Genomic DNA, 20,674 nt, shown 5'->3' with positions numbered 1-20,674 from the left:
CACAAAATGAGTGAACTCTGCAAGTGTAGATGCGGAGGCGTTTATTGTCCATAATGAGCAACCAATACCTTTGGGTCACCGTCGGCACCGGCCCATACCTTGAATACAGGCCTTCCGAACCCCCTATCCAGATCAGGGATACCCGGAGATAGTTTGTCAGGAGAAGCAATGAATAAGCGTTTACTTCCAGGATTGATCAGCCTGCTCGCAGCCCAGCCTGCGTTCTCTCTGGATCTGATGGAAACCTATGAAAAGGCACTGTCCTATGACTCCGGCATTGCCTCGTCCCTGGCGCAGTTCCAGGCACAGCAGGCAACCAGCGATGTCAGCAAGAGCGCCCTGCTGCCCAAAATCTCGGCGGTTGGGTCAGCAAGCTACACAAGTTTCGAGCCCAGGAATATACCCGGGGGGGCAAACGCCGATGAGCTGACGCGGCAACTCTTCTCGGGAGACAGTTATCGAACCTACCGCTACGGCGTCGAGCTGACTCAGCCACTGTTCCGGGCTCAAGACTGGTTCAGCTACGAAGCCAGCCAGTTCCAGACCGAGGCGGCCGAGGCCCAGTACAACCTGGCCCAGCAACAGCTGATTCTCGACGTGGCAACCGCCTACTTCGGTGTCTTGCGCGCCAGGGACACCGTCACAACCGCGAAAGCGACTGAAACGGCCATCCAGCGCCAGTACGAACAGGCCCGGGAACGGTTTGACGTGGGGCTCATTGCCATCACCGAAGTCTATGAAGCGCGTGCCAGCTACGACGATGCCAGGAGCCAGCGCATCGCCGCCGACAACGACCTGAATGTGGCCAGGGAACAACTGGCCCGGTTAACCGGCGAATATCCCGAGGTCATGGAAAACCTCAGGCAGAATTTTCCGCTCGGGCGCCCGGAGCCCATGGATCCGACTTCCTGGGAAACAACCGCCGTGGAGCAGAACTGGTCCATTCAGGCAGCCCTGAGGCAGTTCAATGCCAGCGAAGCCACCCTGAAAGCGGCAAAGTCCGGTCATTTGCCGACCCTTGACCTGAGCGCCTCATACCAGGAGACCAGTCTGGAGAACGCCCTTTTTACTCAGCAGGAGGGCAACCAGTCCATTGCCTCACTGTCACTGACCATCCCGCTCTACACGGGCGGCGGCACCCAGGCCGGCGTCCGGGAACAGCGCTCGCTGCTCACCGCCGCCGAACAGGACCTGAATACGGTGCGCCGGGACGTACGCGTGAATACCCGGAGCCTGTTCCTGACGGTCAACAACAATATAGAGACCGCTTCGGCGCTGGAACAGACCATCATCTCCCGCCGCAGCGCCCTGGACGCCACCCGCGCCGGCTATGAGGTTGGGACGCGCAATATTGTGGAAGTGCTGGATGCGGAACGGGCCTATTACGTAGCCCTGAGGGATTACGCCAACGCCCGCTATGATTATGTGATCAACTCGCTTCAGCTCAAACAGGCCGCCGGAATCCTGACCCCTCGGGATCTGATCGACCTGAACAACTGGCTGAGCGCCGCTGCCCCCGGGATCGAGGCTCTGGCAAACGAGGAAGAAACGCTGGACGATCCTACCCAGTAACCGCAAAGGCGGGTGAATCGGTTTACCCGCCTTTGCGGCCAGCCAGGCCTCAGACTCGTTCAATGATCCCGTCGACCACCTTATCCAGGGCTCCCCGGTTTTTATTGACCACCTCCAGGGCCCTGCGGCCGATGGCCTGGCGTTCTTCGTCATCACCGAACAGCAATGACACGTGAGCCGCCAGCTCATCTGCATCGGCGACCAGCTTGACACCCTTGTCATCAAGCAGTCGCTGGTAGATGGTTTCAAAATTGAAGATGTAGGGCCCTGAAAACACGGGAATACCCCAGCCAGCAGGCTCCAGGGGGTTATGCCCGCCGCGCTCGATTAACGATCCACCGACAAAGGCCAGATCACTGGCTCCGTACAGCATCATCAACTCGCCCATGGTGTCCCCGAGATAGACCTGCGCCTTGCAGGGGTCGTCCCCCAGTGACCGGCGGGCGAGTGCGAGCCCCTTCCGTACAGCTTTTTCGGCCACCGACTCAAAGCGATCCGGATGCCTCGGAACCAGAATCAGCAGGGCGTCTGGATGTTTTTCCAATACCTTAAGATGTGCCAGCAACAGCTGCTCATCCTCGCTGCCATGGGTGCTACCGGCAATCCAGACCGGCCGGCCGGCCAGGCTCTGCCTGAGGGCAATGGCCGCTGCCCGCACCTCATCCGGAATATCAACATCGAACTTGACGCTCCCCGTGACGGCCACCTTCGATGGCGCAACACCGATTCTCCGGAACCGGTCGGCATCCTTCTCTGCCTGGGCGGCGACCCAGCTGATGCTTTGCATGATAGGTGCCACAAGGCCCCGGATGCGCTCATACCCGCGCGCAGAGCGCTCGGAGAGGCGGGCGTTGATCAGAAACACCGGAACCCGACGAGCCCGGCACTGACGAATCATGTTCGGCCAGATTTCAGTTTCCATAATAACCAGTATCCGGGGCTTGACCCGGTCCAGGAACCGCCGGATGGCACCCGGCGTATCATAGGGCGCGTAGGCATACCGCACCTGATCACCAAACATCTTGCGTGCCTGGGCCAGCCCGGTATCGGTCATGGCGGTCATCAGGATGGTGATGTCGGGGTTCCGTGCCAACAGGCGCCGGACCATCGGGGCTGCGGCAATGGTTTCGCCCACCGAGACCGCGTGCACCCAGACCACGGATCCGGAGGCCGCCGGCACCAGCCCGAGGCGCTGGTGCCAGTTTCGTCGCAGCTCCGGCGCGCGCCGGCCGTGCCACCACAGACGCAGCAGAATAAACGGCAGAAGCAGCCTTATCAGCTGGGAATAGATAAATTGCAGCACACAGGACTCCGGGCAAAACAGTGCGCTATCATAGCGCAAAACCCATTGATTTGCTTCCGATTGATCGGCCACCCGGTGGGGTTAGGACGATCAGGACACGGCCTGGCAGGAACCGCTTTACGTGAACAGGAAATACCGCAAACTACCGCGAAACACCAACTACTCCGCATACCTTCATCCCCGGTGGTGGCCTACCTGGCTGGGCATCGTGGTGATGTGGTCTGTTTCCCGGCTGCCGATCCGCGTCCAGTGGTGGCTTGGCAAGGTCGCCGGACTGCTGGCACTCCGCCTCGCGCGCAGCCGCCGCCACATTGCCGAGGTTAACATCCGGCTGTGCTTTCCGGAGCTCACCACTGCCCAGCAGTCCGCCCTTGTGCGCAAAGCCTTTATCGCCAATGGCATCGGCTTGCTGGAGCTGGGCATTGCCTGGTTCCGCAACCCGGCCAGGCTGACGGGCATTACCCGGGTTCATGGCCTGGAGCATTTTGAAAAGGCCCTGTCCGAAGGCAGGGGCATTCTGCTGCTCGGCGGCCACTACAGCACGTTGGATCTGGGTGGCAGCCTGGTAACGGAATTCATCGAGGCCGACGTGATGCAGCGCGATCACAATAACCCGCTGATGAACGCCGTTATGACCCGCGCCCGTGAGCGCCGGTATGGCCAGGCTCTGAGCGCCAGGGACCTTCGGGGCCTGTTCCGCAGCCTGAAGAAAAACCGCGCGGTTTGGTACGCCACGGACCAGGATTACGGTCGCAAGGACATCGTATTCGCGCCATTTTTTGGTGTCCCTGCCGGCACGATTACCGCAACCTCACGCATTGCCGAACGCAGTGGGTGCAAGGTAGTGCCTTTCAGTCACTTCCGCCGGGAAGACGGCCCCGGGTACGACATCTATTTCCACCCGGCTCTGGAGGACTTTCCCAGCGGGGATGACCTCCAGGATGCAACATTGATCAACCAGACTATCGAAAGAGAAGTCCGGCGCGCACCGGATCAGTACCTGTGGATGCACCGGCGCTTCAAGACTCGTCCGGACCCGGACGATCCCGGCTTTTATGGCCGCCGCTGAACCCTATAACCCCGGGGCAACAAGGAGGTGGGCATTCAGTGCCTGACAACCATGCCGAAGCCCAGTGAACAGGACTCAGCCGCACCGGTGGTGTGGCTTCTGACCGACAACAAACCGGGCCACCGGAACCAGCTGAAAGGTCTTGGTAATCGACTTCGCGTGCTCGCCGGAGCAAGCCTGTACTGGGTCGACGCCTCCGCAATAAAGGTCCCGATCTGGCGAACCCTGCTGGCCATTGCGCCACGCATGGAACCGGCACTGCCCCACCCCGATCTTGTGATCGCAGCCGGGTCCGGCACGCACCGGCTATTACTTTCCCTGCGGAAACTCAGGGGAACCAGAACACTGGTCATCATGAAGCCCGGCTTCCCGCTATCACTGGTCAGCGGTGCCCTGATTCCAGCCCATGACCGTGTCCAGCCCGATTCCCGGATATTCATTACCGAGGGTGTTGTGAATACCATAACGCCTCTGGCAAAAATCACCGGAAAGCGGGAAGCGCTTTTGCTGGTTGGCGGCCCTTCACCTCATTTTGACTGGGAGGATGATGTCATCCTCGGGCAGGTGTCTCATCTGATCGGGCAATATCCGGACTGGCGATGGACCATCAGCAGTTCCCGGCGAACCCCGGAAGCACTTCAGGACCGACTCGATGAACTCGCCGGGCTGCGGACTACCGTCGTTCACCCGCAGCAGACTCATGCGGACTGGCTCAACCATCAGCTTTCTGCCTCACGGGCAGTCTGGGTGACACCGGACAGTATGTCGATGGTGTGCGAAGCGGCAACTTCGGGTGTTCCGACCGGGATCTTCGAGTTATCGGCCAGGCCCGGCAGCCGGGTGGCCGGGGGCGTAGACCGGCTGGTCCGGGAGGGTTACATTGGCCAGTGGCGCGACCATGCCAGCGTTATGGCCGGCAATGTCAGCCATGATCACGCCCTCTGGGAAGCCAATCGTGCCGCCCGCTGGGTACTGGAACAGGGACTTCTGCCACAGAATCACAAAGCCAACCAACGCCAGCTCAAGGGGACCAAGCGTTGAAAATTCTCCAGGCACTGCCGGCGCTTTACAGCGGTGGGGTGGAAAGAGGAACCGTGGAGTTCGCCGCGGACCTCGTCAAACGTGGCCATGAATCGTTTGTGGTCTCAAAAGGCGGCCCCATGGCCGAGCAGCTCCGCGGCCAGGGCTCGAAACACATATTCATGCCCATACACCGGAAGACCCCAGCGTCTTTCGGGCAGATTCTGCCCATGCGAAAACTGCTGCTGGCGTTGAAACCGGATATTGTGCATGTCCGCTCCCGCATGCCGGCCTGGATCATTTTTCTGGCCCTGAAAAGCATTCCGGCCCACAAGCGCCCCGCGGTTGTGTCCACCTTTCATGGCATGTACTCGGTCAATCCCTACAGCGCCATCATGACCCGTGCTGACCACATAATCGCCGTTTCCCGGTGCGTGCAGGACTATGTTCTGAATAACTATCCCGTGCCGGAAGAAAAACTGACGGTCATCCAGCGAGGTGTGGATGTGGATGCCTTCCGCCAGCGGGAGCTCACTTCACAATGGCTGGACCGCTGGTTCCGGCAATACCCCCAGCTAGTCGACCAGAAAATCATCATGATGCCCGGTCGCATCTCACGCTGGAAAGGCCAGCTGGATTTCCTGACCATGATGGCACAGCTGGTGCGTGAACGGCCGGATTGCCATGGCATCATCGTGGGCGGCGCCGAACCCGGCAAGGAGCATTTCCTGGAAGAGCTGGAGAAAGAACGCGCCCGTCTGGACCTGGCCGACAAGGTCAGCTTCCTTGGCCAGCGCAATGACATGACCAACCTGTATCTGCTTGCGGATGTGGTCTGCCACATGAGCACCAAACCCGAGCCCTTTGGCAGGACAGTGACCGAGGCTCTGGCTTCCGGAACGCCCGTCGTCGCCTATAACCGGGGCGGCGCAGCGGAAACCTTGCAAGCCTGCTTCAGGGAAGGACTGGTGCCACCGGACAATATCGGGGACTTCGCCCAGACCGTATCCCGGCTTTTGGATTCCGAACCGCCGGCGATCGAGATTCCCTACCGGTTCCGTCTTGAGGCGCAAACAGAGGCGACGTTGCAGGTTTACGAGAAAATACTAAAGCAGCCCGCCTACCGAACATGAATCCGTCCAGACGATTAACCATCGCATTTCTCCTCGCAACGCCCGGCACAACCTGGGGCGGCATGGAGCAACACACGGCCGATCTGGCGGGAGCTCTGGCCGACCGCGGCCACAGGGTCCATGTCCTTGGCCACCGGGCTTACCGTGACAAATTTCCGGCCAATGTCGGATTTCATCCGCTACCCGTCCATCTGGGGCGCCGTAACCTGTGGCTGCAACTGGCCCTTCGCCGATGCCTGCGCCGATTGTCGCCGGATATTCTTCACGCCCAGGGCAACAAGGCCGCGCAACTTGCCGGCAAAACCGGAAAACTGGCACGCGTGCGGGTGGGCACGGTTCATGGCACCAAATCCAGCCACAAGGCCTTTGATCGTCTTGACCGGGTTATTGCGGTCAGCCCACAGATTTTCAGGGCTCTGCAGCACCCCCAAAAGCACCTGATCTACAACGGTGTCGACATCACCAGGCAACTGAAGAATCGGGACGACGGACCAGCCCTGCCAAAAGGCAATATCAATGTCATTGCCGTCGGGCGACTGGAGCCCGTAAAAGGCTTTGACGTCCTCATCCGGGCCTGGTCGATGCTAGGCAAGTCTGCAGAAGGCTGCCAACTGACCATTTTTGGTGAGGGCAGCGAGCGGAAGCCGCTTGAAGGCCTCATCCGCCAATCAGGACTGGAACAACACATCGCCCTGGCGGGGTTCCGCCAAAACCTGGCACCGGTTTACAGGCAGGCACAACTGGCGGTAATCAGCTCGGAACGGGAGGGTTTTCCCTATGTGCTGGTAGAGTCGCTGCTGCATGGCTGTCCGGTTGTGTCAACGCCGGTATCCGGGCCCCGGGATATTCTTCCCGCCACAGCTCTCAGTCCGGGGCACAGCGATCAGGATCTCGCGGACCTGCTGTCCAGATCGTTAGCCGACCTGGATGCCCTGAACCAGGCTGAACAACCGGCAATGGCCTTTGCCCGGGAAACGCTGACCCTGGAGGCCATGGTGGCTCAGACCGAAACCCTGTACCTCTCGGCAACGGCCAGGCATTCCGGAAGCTGAGAAAACGTCAGGGCTGCTTCTGCCTACCACCTTTCTCAAGGGCCGCCAGCATCTGCAATTCCCTGGCCTTGGCCAGCCGCATGAAATTCCGGTTGGCGGCCGTGATTGCCACGCTAAGGCCAAACCAGCCATTCAGTATTTGCCGGTGTACCAGGTAATATTTCAGAAACTTCAAAGGGAACTCGGCAAAAAGCCGGGGGCTCGAAATCTTCCTTCCCTTTTCTGCCAGAAAGCGGGCCTGCTCTGTCGACAACTGACAGTACTTGCGCTCCATCTGCTCCAGCGAAATCAGGGTGCGATGCAGGACATCGCCTTTCAGATCCAGTACGCGACCATGTTTTACCTGTGGCCGGTCATTGTTGCTGTCTTTTTCCGCCTCGATAACGGCTTTGTTACGGTTGTAGAGCCTCAGGATCTTTTTTGATTTGTCGTGCCGGAATGGATGCCTGGGGTCCGGCTGGGAGAGTACCCAGCGCATTCTGAAGCCTGCGATGTCAGCATCCACAGGCTTTGAAAACAGGCCCTTGATATTGCTCACCAGCTCGTCAGAAAGCACTTCATCCGCATCCAGGTCCAGCACCCAGTCGTTCCGGCACAAACTGGCGGCAAAGGCCTTCTGGCAGGCAAATCCCTGCCAGTCATTGTGAACAAACCGGGCGCCGGCGGCTTCTGCAATTTCACGGGTTCGGTCAGTACTCCCGGAATCGACTACGATGATCTCATCCACCCAGCCGGAAACCTTTGCCAGCGACTCCGGTAGTCGCAGTTCTTCATCCTGAGTGATGTAATAAACGGATAACGGTAGCTTCATCACAATTCCTGGTGGCTTGGTAATCAGTTTACGGTTTGGTCAGAACAATATCATGGATGCCTTATGGTAAGATGACGCGCCTGATTTTGATGTTTTTTCACGACATTCTCCAACTCAAGCCCGGAGTGTACAGATGATTCACCCCGTCATTATGGCTGGCGGCACCGGCTCACGGCTCTGGCCGATGTCCCGGCAGCTGAACCCGAAACAGTTCCTGAAACTGGCCAACGGCCCCCTGTCGATGCTGCAGGCCACCGTGGCGCGGCTTGAGGGCATGGACGCAGCGAACCCGCTTCTGATCTGCAACGAAGAGCACCGGTTTCTGGCGGCAGAACAGATGCGCCAATCCGGCCACGAAGATACCCGCATTATTCTTGAGCCGTGCGGACGCAATACCGCCCCGGCTATTGCACTGGCCGCCCTCCAGTTGTCTGAATCCGTGGAAAACGGCGCCGATGATCCCCTGATGCTGGTACTGGCGGCTGATCATCTGATCAAGGACGTCACAGCCTTTCAGGAGGGCGTCAAAAAGGCCATCCCCCTGGCCCGGGAAGGTAAACTGGTTACCTTCGGCATTGTCCCCCACCATCCGGAAACCGGTTATGGCTACATACACCGAGGCACCGAACTGGGCCCGGACAGCTATGCGGTTGACAAATTTGTCGAAAAACCGGACCAGGCAACCGCGAACAGCTACCTCGATTCCGGAGAATACCTCTGGAACAGCGGCATGTTCCTGTTCGGTGCCCGCCGGTATCTTGAAGAACTCGAAGCATACCGTCCCGATATCCTCACCGCCTGCCGCGCCGCCATCGCCGATACTGCCGATGACCTGCACTTTACCCGGGTCAATGCCCAGCGCTTTGCCGAATGCCCCTCCGAATCCGTTGACTACGCGGTGATGGAGAAGACCGGCAAGGCCGCCGTGGTTGCCCTGGATGCCGGCTGGAGCGATATCGGCTCCTGGTCGGCGCTTTGGGCCGTCAGCGACAAAGACCCGAACGGCAACAGTCTGACCGGGGATGTGATTACCCACCAAACGTCCAACACCCTCGTGCGCGCAGACAGCCGTCTGGTGGCGACCGTTGGCGTGGACAACCTGGTTGTCATTGAAACCAAGGACGCGCTGCTGGTGGCCCACAAGGACAGCGTTCAGGACGTGAAAACGGTCGTTGAGCAGATAAAAAATGATGGCCGACACGAACACATGAACCATCGGGAAGTCTACCGGCCCTGGGGGGTTTATGACTCCATCGATAACGGTGCCCGGTATCAGGTCAAACGGATTACGGTGAAACCCGGAGCCAAACTGTCGGTGCAAATGCATCACCATCGCGCCGAACACTGGATTGTGGTCAGCGGTACAGCCCGCGTCACCAATGGCGAAAAAACCTATCTGGTCACGGAAAATCAGTCTACCTTCATCCCCGTTGGGCAAGTACATTCCCTTGAAAATCCTGGGGTCATCGATCTGGAGCTGATTGAGGTGCAGTCTGGCTCCTATCTGGGCGAAGATGACATCGTAAGGTACGAGGACCGGTACGGCCGAAAATGAGCAAGTTCAAGTATTTCGTAATCGCCGGTCTGCTCAGGATTGCCGGCTGGTTTTCTCTTGCCGGCGCCCAGCGGGCTGGCCGATTCGTTGGCTACCTGGTGTGGAGGCTGCCAACCCAGTCCCGCCAGGTGACCGACATCAACCTCTCGATCTGCCTGCCCGAGTTCTCCGGGCCCGAGCGCGCAGCCATGTCAAAAGCATCCCTGGCCCAGACCGGCATGACCATGCTGGAAGTTCCTCTGATGTGGGAATGGCCGGTGGAGAAATGCCTTGGCCTGATCCGGGAAACCGAGGGCCTGGAACTGATTGACCAGGCCATGGCCGGCAACAGGGGGCTGATCCTGCTCGCGCCCCATCTCGGAAACTGGGAACTGGCCGGCCTCTTTTTTTCCTCACGCTACAAAATGGCGGCACTTTACAGCCCTCCCAATATGCCCGAATTAGAAGACTACATGATCAAGGTCCGGGGGCGCGTCGGTTCCGAGCTCGTACGGGGCGACCGGCGCGGGCTGGCCCGACTGGCCTCCATCCTGCGGGAAGGTGGCGTTGCCGGCATCCTGCCGGACCAGTCACCCCGGGGCAAAGGTAATGCCTTTGCACCCTTCTTTGGCATGGACGTCAAAACCATGACCCTGGTTTCAAAACTGATCCAGCGCACCGGAGCCAATGTCCTGATCACCTATGCCGAACGGCTTGCCGATGCCCGGGGCTTTCGAATCGTTGTCCGCGAAACGGAACCAGGGCTGGGTGACAAGGACCCCACAACCGCCACAACCGCCCTGAACCTCTCAATTGAACACTGCGTCAGAGAGATTCCGGAACAGTACCAGTGGGAGTATAAACGAATGAGACATCGCCCCCCCCGGAGAAATAAACCCCTACAATCCGGACCGGGTATGCTAGTGTCCCGTCTGGCTAATTCGCTAACCTACTGCGAATTAGCCAGACGGGACACCAGGCCTTCCGGAGATCAGCGACGCCACTGCCCACCAGATACCACACGGACTTCGCGCACATGACCTTTTCCACCCGGACGTTTCTTCCACTATTACTGATGATTGGCCTCGGGGGCGCTCTTCTATCGTCGACTATCCTGGCGGCAGCCACATTGCTGCTGGCCATCGCCGGTATGATCACAGGCCATAGGAAATCACTTTATAGAACCGGCTGGGACAAACCCAAAGAGCTGCGGCTGATGCACTTTGCGTTCTGGTTTTTTTGTGCTGGTGAGCTTTTACTCCTGGTCGCTTGAAGGATTCGACTACGAGGGCGGGAAAACCCTCGGCACCCATGCCCGCTTCATTCTGTTCTGGCCATTGATCGTTGCCCTGAGTTACGCCCAGGTTCGTGCCAATGCGGCTTTTGCCGCCGCCGGGCTCATTGCGGCATCAGTGATTGTGAGTTTCTTTACGGCCCTTGCGGCCCGCCACGGGGGGCTGGACCAGTTGCTGAACACCCGTCTTGGTGGCGGCATTAACCCAATCAGTTTCGGCAATATCGCTCTGCTCGGCGGCATGCTGACGATAACAGGCGGACTTTTCTTCGCTCGCGAAAAACGCTACATTCTGGCTCTGCTGTTCCTGATCACCGGGGTTGCAGCAGTGACCATCTCCATGCTCTCCGAGACCCGGAGCAACCTGGTTGCCCTGCCTTTCCTCCTGTTGGCACTTGTGCCGTTACTCGGCAAAAAACTCCGCCTGGCCGGCCTTATCCTGATTCCCGTCCTGGTGCTTGCGGCAGTGGCAGGCAGCGATCGCATGTCACGATCCGTTGAAGGCGCGTTTGAGAACGGCAACCTGGATACGGAAATGGAGATTCGCCTCGAGGTCTGGGGGCTTGCGTGGGCAATGTTTCGTGATAATCCGTGGACCGGCATTGGCCTCGGCGGGTACACCCATAGCATAGAAACTTCTGTGGAGAGTGGGGACGCATCCGCCATCCTGTTCGACTGTTGCACGGGTCACGCCCATAACGATCTGCTTAACAATGCCGCTACCAGTGGCATTCCCGGCATTTTGAGCTGGCTTTTCCTTATTTTCATACCGCTCACCATCTTTGCGCGACACCTGTTCAGCAAGCATGCGCCTACGGCGCACCTCGCCGCGGCCGGCACCATGGTTACTGCAGGTTACTTTTTCTTTGGCCTGACAGAAGCAACCTTTAACCGAACCCTGTTTCTGACGTTCTACCTGCTCGCAGTCGCCGGTCTGGGCTCGGCGTTGTTTAATGAATTGAGCGCATCTTACACGCGTAAACGGAAGCAGAAAGTCTCCGCCACCATCATCACCAAGAACGAGGAAGACCATATTGCTGATTGTCTCCAGTCCGCACGGTTGGTGTCAGACGAAATTATTGTGCTTGATAGCGGCAGCTCGGACAGAACGGTGGAGATTGCGAAGCAGTATGCGGATATCGTCGAAGTCACCGATTGGCCGGGATTCGGAATACAGAAACAGAGGGCACTGGAAAAAGCGACGGGAGACTGGGTGCTGTCGCTGGACGCGGATGAACGCATCACCCCTGAGCTGGCGCGCGAAATCAACCATCACCTGGCGGATCCGGATGCCGATGCCTATAAGCTGCCCTGGGCCGTTACTATCTATGGCAAGCGCCTCGACTTCGGCCGTAGCGGCCGGGCACCACTGCGCCTCTTCCTCCGGGAGGGCGTGCGCTTTTCTGATGCGCTGGTCCATGAACGCATCCTGCTCCCCGAGGGCAGGAAAACCAAAACGCTGCGCGGCCGGCTGACTCATTACACGCACCGGGATTTTGGTCATTCTCTGGAGAAAAGTGCAAAATACGCATGGCTTGGTTCACTGGAAAAACACCGCAGGGGTAAGAAAGCCCGCACCATGATTTATCCAACGTTGCGGGGGATACTGACCTTCGTTCAGGTGTATTTCATACGCTTTGGCTTTCTGGACGGCGCCGTGGGTTACTTGACGGCCGTTACCTACGCACAAGTGACATTTAACAAATACGCAGGCTTGTGGACATTAAGCTCAAAGAAAACCTTTCCCAGTCAGTCAAAGAATAACAGAAGGGACTGAATAACCTGATTCTGCTCCTCCTCTGATAAGCCGTACCAGAGGGGCAGACGAATCAGGCGCTCACTCTCCTGCACCGTAAACCGGTCCTCGCCATCAAACCTTGCCACTCTCTGACCAAACGGTGTGGCGTGCAGAGGGACATAGTGAAATACCGCCATCACACCGGACTGCTTGAGGTGGTCAATTAATGCCGACCGCTCTTCCAAATTCTGGACTTTCAGAAAGTACATATGGGCATTGTGATCAACATCCTCCGGGATAACGGGCCCCTGAACAATTCCCTGTGAAATGATAGGCTTGAACGCGTCGTGATACCGTTGCCAGATAGCCCGGCGATTTTCTCGGATCTGTTCTGCCTGGTTTAGCTGACCCCAGAGATAAGCGGCCTGAAGCTCACCTGGCAGGTAACTACTGCCCAGACCTACCCACGTGTATTTGTCCACCATGCCCCTGAAAAACTGGCTGCGATTGGTGCCCTTTTCCCGAATGATTTCTGCCTGAGCAACGAAACTGGCGTCGTTCACAATGAGCAAGCCACCCTCGCCACCACTGGTGTAGTTTTTCGTCTCGTGAAAACTGAATGCCCCAAAATGCCCGATGGTACCCAGGGGACGACCACGATATTGAGACATCATTCCTTGGGCAGCGTCTTCGATGACATAGAGGTCATAGCGATGGGCCAGCCGCATGATCGAGTCCATGTCGCATCCGACACCGGCATAATGCACGGGAACAATCGCCCGTGTCCTTTCGGTAATGGCATGCTCGATCAGGGTTGCGTCAATATTCATCGTGTCCGGACGGATATCCACGAAAACAATCCGCGCACCTCGAAGTACAAACGCGTTTGCGGTACTGACAAAGGTGTAGCTCGGCATGATGATTTCATCACCGGGCTTTACATCGATCAGCAACGCCGCCATCTCCAGAGCCTGCGTGCAGGAGGGCGTCAGAAATGCCCGAGCACAACCCAACTGACTCTCAAACCACGTCCTGCAACGCTCAGTGAACGGCCCATCGCCAGACAGCTTTCCCTGACTCAACGCTTCTTCAAGGTATTGCAACTCATCTCCCGTTGCGGGAGGACGGTTAAAAGGGATCACACACCGGTCTCCCTCAGAAACCTTTTTTCGAGTTCGTTGAGATCTCTCTTTCTCGCCTTCAGCCATCTGGCCGGACTCCCGATATAAACCCCCCAGGGGTCGGTGCTTGTGACAACGAGAGTCATCGCGCCAATTGCGCAGCCTTCGGCCACCGTCACGCCGGGGAAAACAACCGAGTTTGTACCAATGATCACCTGCCGCTCCAAAACAACCGCAGCAAAACGCTCACGCTTGTATTCTGGTGGAATCAGAGAGTTGACCATGGATTCCCCGGAATAGTCATCGGATTGCGCGAAAAGCTTTACGCCATAAGCCAAAGTGCAAAAATCGTTGAGCTCCACACCGGGTTGCCCTCCGGCGATCAGGCACATGGGGGTCACGTGACAATATCGACCAATGGACACCTTTCCTGACAGAATGCAGAAGTCATCGACCCGGGAATAATCACCAATCTCCATCAGTTCCGAACCGTAAATACTTGCCTTGCTGCTTATCTTTACATCGCGCCCAAGGCTCTTGAAATTCATTTTCCTCAGCTCGGTTTCCGAGAGGTAGCCCATAACTCACCCTGTGAAGATCTCATCCAGTTGCGCGATTAGATTAGCCTTTGAGTAGGCTTGCCGGACTTTCCTTACATTATGTGCTTTTGAAAGCTCCCCGATCGGAGAGAGATCAAGCTTGCTGACGTCGAACCACTCGATACCGAGGGAATTCAACAAACTGGCTGTTGAAATATCAGGCCGAAGAAACACCTTTTTTCCCATTCCCAGGAGAGATATCAGGTTGCCGAGACCCTGCTGGCGATTGTGATTGAAAACGGCAACATCGATAGCGGCAAGAAACTCCTGATAGTTATCCGGGGGCAAGAAATCAACCAGCGGAACAAACCGATCACCAAACAGTCTTTTACCTTCGTCAATCACTCGCCTGGCATGCCGCTTATCTCCGTAGGAGAGAGGAACAAACACGCGGAAGTTGTCTGTTGGAAGGCTTGCAAGCTGATCGAAAACTTCCAGGTGATTATTGCTGGGATCCGCCGAGTTGCCCACCTGTACCGCCACGACGTCCCTGGAAAGCTCGTCGACTTGCAGCTCAGGCACCAGATTAGAGGTGTACATCAGGCATTGGTGTGCTGTTCCGCTGGCACCATACCAGATGCGGGCCAGCTCGATATCGCCCGGCACATGCGTCACCAGGTGTCCCATATTCCTGATAACAAATCGCCTGGAAAAATCCTTAAGCCCAGGTTTTGAGTCTACCCGCTCCCTTTTTCCATAGAGATCCTTGCCCCAGATAAACCAGTAGGTCTTCCTCAGCAGCCATGGCATCAGAAATAACATCTTGATGACAGAGCGAGTAAACAGTCCGTGTAGAATGATTCGGTCTGCGCGATGCATTTGCGCGATAAGCCGGGCTTTCCCCGCCGTTTTTCTGAGAAAGCCGTTCTCTATCCGGTATGCACCGACGCGATCCTCAATGCTGAATTTCTGGTGGTCACCGAAAATGACAAATTGGTGCAGGCCCGGGTCAAAGTTTGTGTAAACCAGATCAATAAACGGCGGAATGAACTTCTCCGCCCGACAAATATGCAGGATCCTTGGCCTACTCACCAAACACACCATTTTTGTCTAGTGAATCCCTTTCTTCGACGAGCTCCTGTATATAAGATCCGTAACCGCTTTTTTCGTAGAACGCTGCCGCGCTGCGCATACCCTCATTGCCCAGCCAGCCATTTCGCCATGCAATTTCCTCGAGACAAGCAATCTTGAACCCCTGACGTTTTTCAATGGTTTCAACGAACTGCGCAGCCTCAAGGAGTGTTCCATGAGTCCCTGTATCCAGCCAGGCGAATCCGCGTCCAAGAAGCTGAACATTAAGCTGGGCACGTTCAAGGTAGGCATTATTTATGGCTGTTATTTCAAGCTCACCCCTTGCGGATGGTGCTATTTTTCTAGCTATATCAACAACCTGGTTGTCATAAAAATATAGACCTGTCACTGCGAAATTTGATTTGGGACGCTGGGGCTTCTCCTCCAGCGACACCGCTTGCATATCACTATTGAACTCGATTACACCAAAATACTGCGGTTTTTTGACCTGATAGCCGAAAACCATCGCACCTCGTTTCTGCTGAATCTGGTGCACTGCACTCCTCAGCATTGGCGTAAAACCCTGACCGTAAAAAATGTTGTCACCGAGAACCAGGCAAACATCTGAGGTGCCGATAAACGTTTCCCCAATAAGGAACGCCTGAGCAAGACCGTCCGGATTTTTCTGGATTTCGTAACCCAGCTGAATACCAAATCGCTTGCCGTCTCCCAGCAATCGCTTGAATGCAGGAGCATCATCGGGCGTCGTAATGACAAGAATGTCTCTGATACCCGCCAACATCAGGACCGAGAGCGGATAGTAGATCATGGGTTTGTCATAAATTGGCAGGAGCTGTTTTGAAACGCCCATCGTGATTGGAAACAGACGGGAACCAGTGCCACCGGCAAGAACAATGCCCTTCATAATCGTCCAACCCTTCAGACTATCTGTTTCCATTTGTCGGATCTGGCAAGAATACGACGACACCAGTCAAGATTATCCAGATACCAGCTCACCGTTTTACGCATACCGGAATCAAAGGTTTCACCAGGCAGCCATCCGAGCTCACGGCTGATTTTAGTGATATCAACCGCATAGCGCCGATCATGGCCCGGCCTATCCGTCACATGAGAAATCAGCTCGCCAAAGGTTGAAAGCCCCGCAGGTTTGTTTTCAACCAGATCATCGAGACATCGGCAGAGGCAATGCACGACTTCAAGATTGGTTTTCTCGCTTTGCCCGCCAATGTTATAGGTTTCACCAGGCTTACCACGACACAAAATCGTGTGAAGCGCACGGGCATGATCCTCCACAAAAAGCCAGTCACGAATCTGGAGACCGTCCCCGTAAACCGGCAGAGGCTTACCCTCCAATGCATTCAGAATCATCAATGGAATCAGCTTTTCCGGGAACTGATAAGGGCCATAGTTGTTTGAGCAATTGCTCACAATCACAGGCAGGCCATAGGTACGATACCAGGCCCGAACCAGATGATCAGAACTCGCTTTGCTGGCTGAATAGGGGGAGCTGGGTGCGTATCGCGTGATCTCACTGAATGGCTCATCAGAGGCGTCGAGGTCACCATACACCTCGTCCGTGCTAACATGCTGAAATATAAATACTTTTTTTAGATTGTCCGGCAGGGCCAGCCAATACTTGCGCACAACCTCCAGCAGTGTATAGGTTCCGATGATATTGGTCCGAATGAAGGCAGCAGGCCCGTCTATGGAACGGTCGACGTGACTCTCAGCGGCCAGATGCATTACGGCATCTGGCTGATGCGCCTCAAAGATGGTCCACAAAGCATTCTGATCACAGATATCCACTTGCTCGAAACGATATCTTTCACTGGCTGCAGACTGGCCCAGTGACTCAAGGCTGCCCGCGTAGGTCAGCAGATCGACGTTTACGACCTCCACACTGGTTTCTGCGAGAAAGTACCGAATCAGCGCTGAGCCAATAAAGCCGGCACCACCAGTCACCAGAACTTTCATGCGACAACAACCAACAGGGAATGTTCGACACTACAGTGCGACACTGCCTCCGCACAGCTCATAGGCTGAAACGGCGTACTGGCAAGAAATGCATCAATACCTGACATGGCTGGTCCGTTTGCGGATGGTTGGCTCTCTGTTCTCAAACTTGAAGAGTCCATGGGCTAAGTGGGCATGTTGGCCAACTCTCGGCGCAGCCGTCGCTTCACCTTCAGCTTTCTGAGGAGGTTCCGTGGCTTGGGCTTCAGGGTGGACTTTGTTTCCGTCAGGAACTGATCGGTCGCTTCCAGAACCCGTGCGCTTGATCGCCCATCGGTGAATTCGTGAAGATCTCGACACAGTTTCTTTTGCGCGTCCAGTAGTTCAGCGGGGCGCTGCAACGCCCGCATCAGCCCGGCCTCCAGCTGATCAACAGCCTGAACGTCGATGAGATAGGGGCCGGGCATTTTTGTACAAAAGGTAACCACAGGTCTGTGAAGGAACATGAACTCAAACATGATCGATGACGTGTCACACAACATCAGGTCCGCTTCAGGTAACAACGGGACCAGGTCCTCATCGCTTTCAATGAACCGCAGGTTGGTGCCCTTCATGGACCGATAACGTGCAACTGTAGCTGGATCCATTTTGGGGTGAAGCGTCACAATAAAACGCCATTTTCCGCTATTCGAAAGCTCTTCTATTTTATCCGCAAGCTGAGGCGCGCAAGTTACTGAGCGACTGAATGTTGAGGCAAAAAAGACCGTGGGTGGCTCCCCCTCGTCACGGCCCCGCTCACCGGGACTCGCGTCCCTGAGCAAGGGATCAATCTTGGGCCAGCCGGTCTTGGCCACCGCAAAATGGCCCAACTCCCGAGCCAAAGCCTGGAACTTCTCAGTATCTTTTTCCGCATGAGTGCAGTAAAGATCGAACCAGCCCCGAACCCGATAATGGTCGCTCTCATCCTCACTTTTGTGACCACGTTTATTTCGAGCTAAACCGTGAAACACCTCAACCTTTATACCGGGAAAAAAATAGGGCACCCAATCGCCGGGTACAAACGTCGCCTCGGCACCGAAAGCCTCGACTTCTTTGACCGTCTTCAGCCTTTTTTCATCAGGCTTCAGGGGAGCCGCCGTGCACCCTGCAACGAACCAGGCAACCTCGTCACCCCGACGCCGTATTTCAGCCTGCAGAGGGCGCAGAATTGAATAGGAATAGGGTTGATTAACAAAAAAAAGGTAACGGCGCATTCAGTTCTGACCCATTAGCTTGCAGTAAATCATGCCCATTTGCTCCACCGTTTGGGAGGTATGGAAATTCGTTTCTATCCGGCGACGTGCATTCTGCCCCATCTGCTTCAGGCGCCCCCGATCGTGGTAAAGCTCGAGAAGCGCGGCACTGAGCGCCTGCGAATCTGCGGGCGGCACAACGAGTCCACTGACCCCGCTTTCAACAAGCTCCGGCATGCCACCCACATCCGTAACAATGGGCGCAACGCCGTACGACATGGCCTCTATAACGGCCCGGGGCAAGCCTTCACGTTCTTTGGATGGCAAGACGAAAACATCACTTGCGGCAGCCAGCGCAGGCGCATCTCGCCGGAACCCGGTGAAGTGCACACGTTCAGGATGGGATAGCGTCTGGACCTGTTGCCTAACCGCCTCATTGCGATCGAGATCCCCAACCAACAACAAGTGAATGACAACGTCCGGTGGAAGTCTTGCCAGCGCGTCAATCAGTACGTCAAACCCCTTCCTCGGCACATCCCGGCCGGTGCAGCAAACGGTGAAGGCGTCCGCCGGAATATCGAATTCCCGAAGATCCGCTGGCGTATCACGATACCAACTCAGGTCATGGCCTTTGTAGACGGTGACCAGCTTGGAAGGCCGCAGGCGCATCCAGAGGAAACGCAGAGAGGCAAGATAGTCACGAATCGCGTCCGCCACGGAAACGATCAGATCCACTCTGGGATGAAGAAAGGTAATCCAGGATTCCGGGTTGAGGTAGCTGATATTGCCAATCACCCCCCTGTAAGCAACGATCTTGACCGAAACTCCCCGGCTCGCCCGCAATGCACACGCCAGTGCACGGGGATTGAACGCATGCACAACATCATACCGGCCGGTTTCCAGCTCCTTGCGAATAGCCGCGGTTCCCTCTTTATCAAACCGATTCCGCAACGCCATGGGACCCGCAATCAGGCCGGCGCGATGCAATCTCTCATAGTTGGCCCCATCCGGATTTGCCAGAACAGCTAGGGGAAACCCCTTCTTCTTAAGGCCGATAAACAGCTCGCTTTCGGGCCGATCACATTTGTCCGTCAAGCAGAGTATGCCAGGGAGTTTTGGTGTGGATTGCGCTTCACTCAAACCCGATTCCTTCTACGCGATTCATGATGTCACATTGCACTGGCGGCACGGCATAGCACCCTTCAGGTCACAGTCTACTGTTTGGCAAAGAGAAAGTCGCGGCAGTAACAGCACAACGCATTCCTGCCAGCCCATTAACTTCTGCGCGGAAATCGTCTCGACTGCACTCTCAGAAATGGCGGTCAGGATGTTGTGTTTAATCAATGGACCGAGTTTGGGCAGTGGCCGGATTACTGCCGCCGACATGGCATCACTATCCGTCATGCCCTACCCTGGTAGCCGAGCTCAAGCTCCGCCCAGCGGCTCGCCAGATCGCCGGCTCCGCGAGGCCAGTTCAGACGCTGAAGGGAACGATGAAGCCTGGATAAGTTTGCAGATTTCCAGCGCGCGTCGGGGCGCGCGTCCTGCCGGATCACGCCTTTGTCGAAATCAATCAGGTAGAAGTCGTCTTCCGACACGAGGATATTGAAGCAGTTCAGATCAGCATGGAATACACCGGCATCGTGAAACTGCCTTAGCGTTTTCCCGAGGACACTCCACTGACCAGATGAGAGATGACCGATGCAACCTGCCAGTGGCACAGTCCCGTTCAGTCGTTCAACGAGGATAGCGCCGTGATACCATGCAAAGGCTGCCCGTTGATAACCGGCAGCTATTGGCTTGGGCACCGGAAATCCTCTGGCATGAAGCGACGACAACAACCGGAATTCCGAAAATGGACGTACCCGGTTTTCGCCCAGATAAAGATAGGCTGACATGCATACACGCGCAACAAGGCCGCCCCTGAGATATTTTCTCAACACGGCTGAAAGGGAGCCAGACTCAACAAACCAGGCACCGCCACGCCCCCCACTGGAAACAGGCTCTGCAGCGGGGCCCCAGGCACCCGGATCAAAGCAGCGGGGAGTCACCAAGCCTTCATAGTCTTTATGAGTCATGTAGACAAAGTCACCCTCTCGCGAAATAGAATCTGCGTCGACCATCCTGAATCCCGTGGCAAATATAATGGGCTCCAACCGTCCCCAAGGACCTGAGACGATTGACGCTGAGTAAGATAAACTACGCCCAAGT

19 protein-coding genes and 1 pseudogene are annotated in these 20,674 nt (G+C 56.4%); 9 read left to right on the top strand and 11 right to left on the bottom strand.

Translation table 11 applies throughout. The features are described 5' to 3' along the window. Positions 1 to 168: 168 nt before the first annotated feature. On the top strand, positions 169 to 1,572 hold the full coding sequence (locus NLK58_RS16750; RefSeq protein ID WP_341581357.1) for a TolC family outer membrane protein: 1,404 nt from the start codon (positions 169 to 171) through the stop codon (positions 1,570 to 1,572). 49 nt (positions 1,573 to 1,621) lie between these two features. On the opposite strand, the gene waaA is transcribed toward NLK58_RS16750, so the two are convergent. Continuing rightward, positions 1,622 to 2,875 (bottom strand): lipid IV(A) 3-deoxy-D-manno-octulosonic acid transferase, encoded by a 1,254-nt coding sequence (gene waaA, locus NLK58_RS16745; protein WP_341581356.1) that lies wholly within the window; start codon positions 2,873 to 2,875, stop codon positions 1,622 to 1,624. Positions 2,876 to 2,996: 121 nt separating this feature from the next. On the opposite strand from waaA, the gene lpxL reads away from it, so the two are divergent. From lpxL to NLK58_RS16725, 4 genes are read left to right on the top strand one after another with little or no spacing between them, the layout of a single operon-like run. Continuing rightward, on the top strand, positions 2,997 to 3,944 hold the full coding sequence (gene lpxL, locus NLK58_RS16740) for an LpxL/LpxP family Kdo(2)-lipid IV(A) lauroyl/palmitoleoyl acyltransferase (RefSeq protein WP_341581355.1): 948 nt from the start codon (positions 2,997 to 2,999) through the stop codon (positions 3,942 to 3,944). 51 nt (positions 3,945 to 3,995) lie between these two features. Beyond that, positions 3,996 to 4,985 (top strand): mitochondrial fission ELM1 family protein, encoded by a 990-nt coding sequence (locus NLK58_RS16735; protein ID WP_117619524.1) that lies wholly within the window; start codon positions 3,996 to 3,998, stop codon positions 4,983 to 4,985. Then, entirely contained in the window at positions 4,982 to 6,097 is a 1,116-nt protein-coding gene (locus NLK58_RS16730) for a glycosyltransferase family 4 protein (RefSeq protein WP_117619523.1), read from the top strand. The genes NLK58_RS16735 and NLK58_RS16730 overlap by 4 nt, the downstream gene beginning before the upstream one ends. Continuing rightward, positions 6,094 to 7,149 (top strand): glycosyltransferase, encoded by a 1,056-nt coding sequence (locus NLK58_RS16725; RefSeq protein ID WP_341581354.1) that lies wholly within the window; start codon positions 6,094 to 6,096, stop codon positions 7,147 to 7,149. The genes NLK58_RS16730 and NLK58_RS16725 overlap by 4 nt, the downstream gene beginning before the upstream one ends. A 7-nt stretch (positions 7,150 to 7,156) precedes the next feature. Here NLK58_RS16725 and NLK58_RS16720 read toward each other — a convergent pair whose 3' ends face one another. Next, positions 7,157 to 7,960, bottom strand: a complete 804-nt coding sequence (locus NLK58_RS16720) for a glycosyltransferase family 2 protein (RefSeq protein WP_341581353.1) — start codon at positions 7,958 to 7,960, stop codon at positions 7,157 to 7,159. A gap of 133 nt (positions 7,961 to 8,093) precedes the next feature. Between NLK58_RS16720 and NLK58_RS16715 the strand changes: the two genes are divergently transcribed. The 4 genes and pseudogenes from NLK58_RS16715 (at position 8,094) to NLK58_RS16700 (ending at position 12,565) form a co-directional block, all read left to right on the top strand. After that, on the top strand, positions 8,094 to 9,515 hold the full coding sequence (locus tag NLK58_RS16715) for a mannose-1-phosphate guanylyltransferase/mannose-6-phosphate isomerase (protein ID WP_341581352.1): 1,422 nt from the start codon (positions 8,094 to 8,096) through the stop codon (positions 9,513 to 9,515). After that, positions 9,512 to 10,418, top strand: a pseudogene (locus NLK58_RS16710) (lysophospholipid acyltransferase family protein). Before NLK58_RS16715 ends, NLK58_RS16710 begins: the two are co-directional and overlap by 4 nt. 112 nt (positions 10,419 to 10,530) lie before the next feature. After that, entirely contained in the window at positions 10,531 to 10,767 is a 237-nt protein-coding gene (locus tag NLK58_RS16705; RefSeq protein ID WP_341581351.1) for a hypothetical protein, read from the top strand. Next, positions 10,736 to 12,565 (top strand): glycosyltransferase, encoded by a 1,830-nt coding sequence (locus NLK58_RS16700; protein WP_341581350.1) that lies wholly within the window; start codon positions 10,736 to 10,738, stop codon positions 12,563 to 12,565. Before NLK58_RS16705 ends, NLK58_RS16700 begins: the two co-directional genes overlap by 32 nt. Here the strand turns inward: NLK58_RS16700 and rffA are convergent. The 9 genes from rffA to NLK58_RS16655 form a co-directional block, all read right to left on the bottom strand. Continuing rightward, positions 12,538 to 13,668 (bottom strand): dTDP-4-amino-4,6-dideoxygalactose transaminase, encoded by a 1,131-nt coding sequence (gene rffA, locus NLK58_RS16695; protein ID WP_341581349.1) that lies wholly within the window; start codon positions 13,666 to 13,668, stop codon positions 12,538 to 12,540. The genes NLK58_RS16700 and rffA overlap by 28 nt on opposite strands. Next, entirely contained in the window at positions 13,665 to 14,228 is a 564-nt protein-coding gene (locus tag NLK58_RS16690) for an acyltransferase (protein ID WP_341581348.1), read from the bottom strand. Before NLK58_RS16690 ends, rffA begins: the two co-directional genes overlap by 4 nt. Before the next feature lie 3 nt (positions 14,229 to 14,231). Continuing rightward, positions 14,232 to 15,290: a TDP-N-acetylfucosamine:lipid II N-acetylfucosaminyltransferase gene (locus NLK58_RS16685; protein WP_341581347.1), complete on the bottom strand. Its 1,059-nt coding sequence runs from the start codon at positions 15,288 to 15,290 to the stop codon at positions 14,232 to 14,234. Beyond that, on the bottom strand, positions 15,271 to 16,182 hold the full coding sequence (rfbA, locus tag NLK58_RS16680) for a glucose-1-phosphate thymidylyltransferase RfbA (protein WP_341582823.1): 912 nt from the start codon (positions 16,180 to 16,182) through the stop codon (positions 15,271 to 15,273). The genes NLK58_RS16685 and rfbA overlap by 20 nt, the downstream gene beginning before the upstream one ends. Positions 16,183 to 16,196: 14 nt before the next feature. Further along, positions 16,197 to 17,252, bottom strand: coding sequence for a dTDP-glucose 4,6-dehydratase (rfbB, locus tag NLK58_RS16675; RefSeq protein ID WP_341581346.1), 1,056 nt, complete (start codon positions 17,250 to 17,252; stop codon positions 16,197 to 16,199). Positions 17,253 to 17,416: 164 nt separating this feature from the next. Continuing rightward, entirely contained in the window at positions 17,417 to 18,484 is a 1,068-nt protein-coding gene (locus NLK58_RS16670; RefSeq protein ID WP_341581345.1) for a CDP-glycerol glycerophosphotransferase family protein, read from the bottom strand. Then, entirely contained in the window at positions 18,485 to 19,603 is a 1,119-nt protein-coding gene (locus tag NLK58_RS16665; protein WP_341581344.1) for a glycosyltransferase family 4 protein, read from the bottom strand. It abuts the gene before it with no gap. A 21-nt stretch (positions 19,604 to 19,624) separates the two neighbouring features. Beyond that, complete coding sequence (locus tag NLK58_RS16660) at positions 19,625 to 19,867, bottom strand: hypothetical protein (protein ID WP_341581343.1); 243 nt, start codon at positions 19,865 to 19,867, stop codon at positions 19,625 to 19,627. Beyond that, the gene (locus NLK58_RS16655; protein WP_341581342.1) at positions 19,864 to 20,541 is read right to left on the bottom strand and encodes a 3-deoxy-D-manno-octulosonic acid kinase; all 678 of its coding nucleotides are present in this window, start codon (positions 20,539 to 20,541) and stop codon (positions 19,864 to 19,866) included. The genes NLK58_RS16660 and NLK58_RS16655 overlap by 4 nt, the downstream gene beginning before the upstream one ends. Positions 20,542 to 20,674: the final 133 nt, after the last annotated feature.

It is taken from the genome of Marinobacter metalliresistant (genome assembly GCF_038098645.1).
Lineage (GTDB): Bacteria > Pseudomonadota > Gammaproteobacteria > Pseudomonadales > Oleiphilaceae > Marinobacter > Marinobacter metalliresistant.
This window is presented reverse-complemented; position numbering and strand designations above follow the sequence as displayed.

Coding starts and splice junctions, on each gene's coding strand:
- NLK58_RS16750 (WP_341581357.1), top strand. CDS start 169: ATGAATAAGCGTTTACTTCCAGGATTGATCAGCCTGCTCGCAGCCCAG.
- NLK58_RS16735 (WP_117619524.1), top strand. CDS start 3,996: ATGCCGAAGCCCAGTGAACAGGACTCAGCCGCACCGGTGGTGTGGCTT.
- NLK58_RS16725 (WP_341581354.1), top strand. CDS start 6,094: ATGAATCCGTCCAGACGATTAACCATCGCATTTCTCCTCGCAACGCCC.
- NLK58_RS16720 (WP_341581353.1), bottom strand. CDS start 7,960: ATGAAGCTACCGTTATCCGTTTATTACATCACTCAGGATGAAGAACTG.
- NLK58_RS16715 (WP_341581352.1), top strand. CDS start 8,094: ATGATTCACCCCGTCATTATGGCTGGCGGCACCGGCTCACGGCTCTGG.
- NLK58_RS16705 (WP_341581351.1), top strand. CDS start 10,531: ATGACCTTTTCCACCCGGACGTTTCTTCCACTATTACTGATGATTGGC.
- NLK58_RS16690 (WP_341581348.1), bottom strand. CDS start 14,228: ATGGGCTACCTCTCGGAAACCGAGCTGAGGAAAATGAATTTCAAGAGC.
- NLK58_RS16685 (WP_341581347.1), bottom strand. CDS start 15,290: ATGGTGTGTTTGGTGAGTAGGCCAAGGATCCTGCATATTTGTCGGGCG.
- rfbA (WP_341582823.1), bottom strand. CDS start 16,182: ATGAAGGGCATTGTTCTTGCCGGTGGCACTGGTTCCCGTCTGTTTCCA.
- rfbB (WP_341581346.1), bottom strand. CDS start 17,252: ATGAAAGTTCTGGTGACTGGTGGTGCCGGCTTTATTGGCTCAGCGCTG.
- NLK58_RS16670 (WP_341581345.1), bottom strand. CDS start 18,484: ATGCGCCGTTACCTTTTTTTTGTTAATCAACCCTATTCCTATTCAATT.
- NLK58_RS16660 (WP_341581343.1), bottom strand. CDS start 19,867: ATGACGGATAGTGATGCCATGTCGGCGGCAGTAATCCGGCCACTGCCC.
- NLK58_RS16655 (WP_341581342.1), bottom strand. CDS start 20,541: ATGACTCATAAAGACTATGAAGGCTTGGTGACTCCCCGCTGCTTTGAT.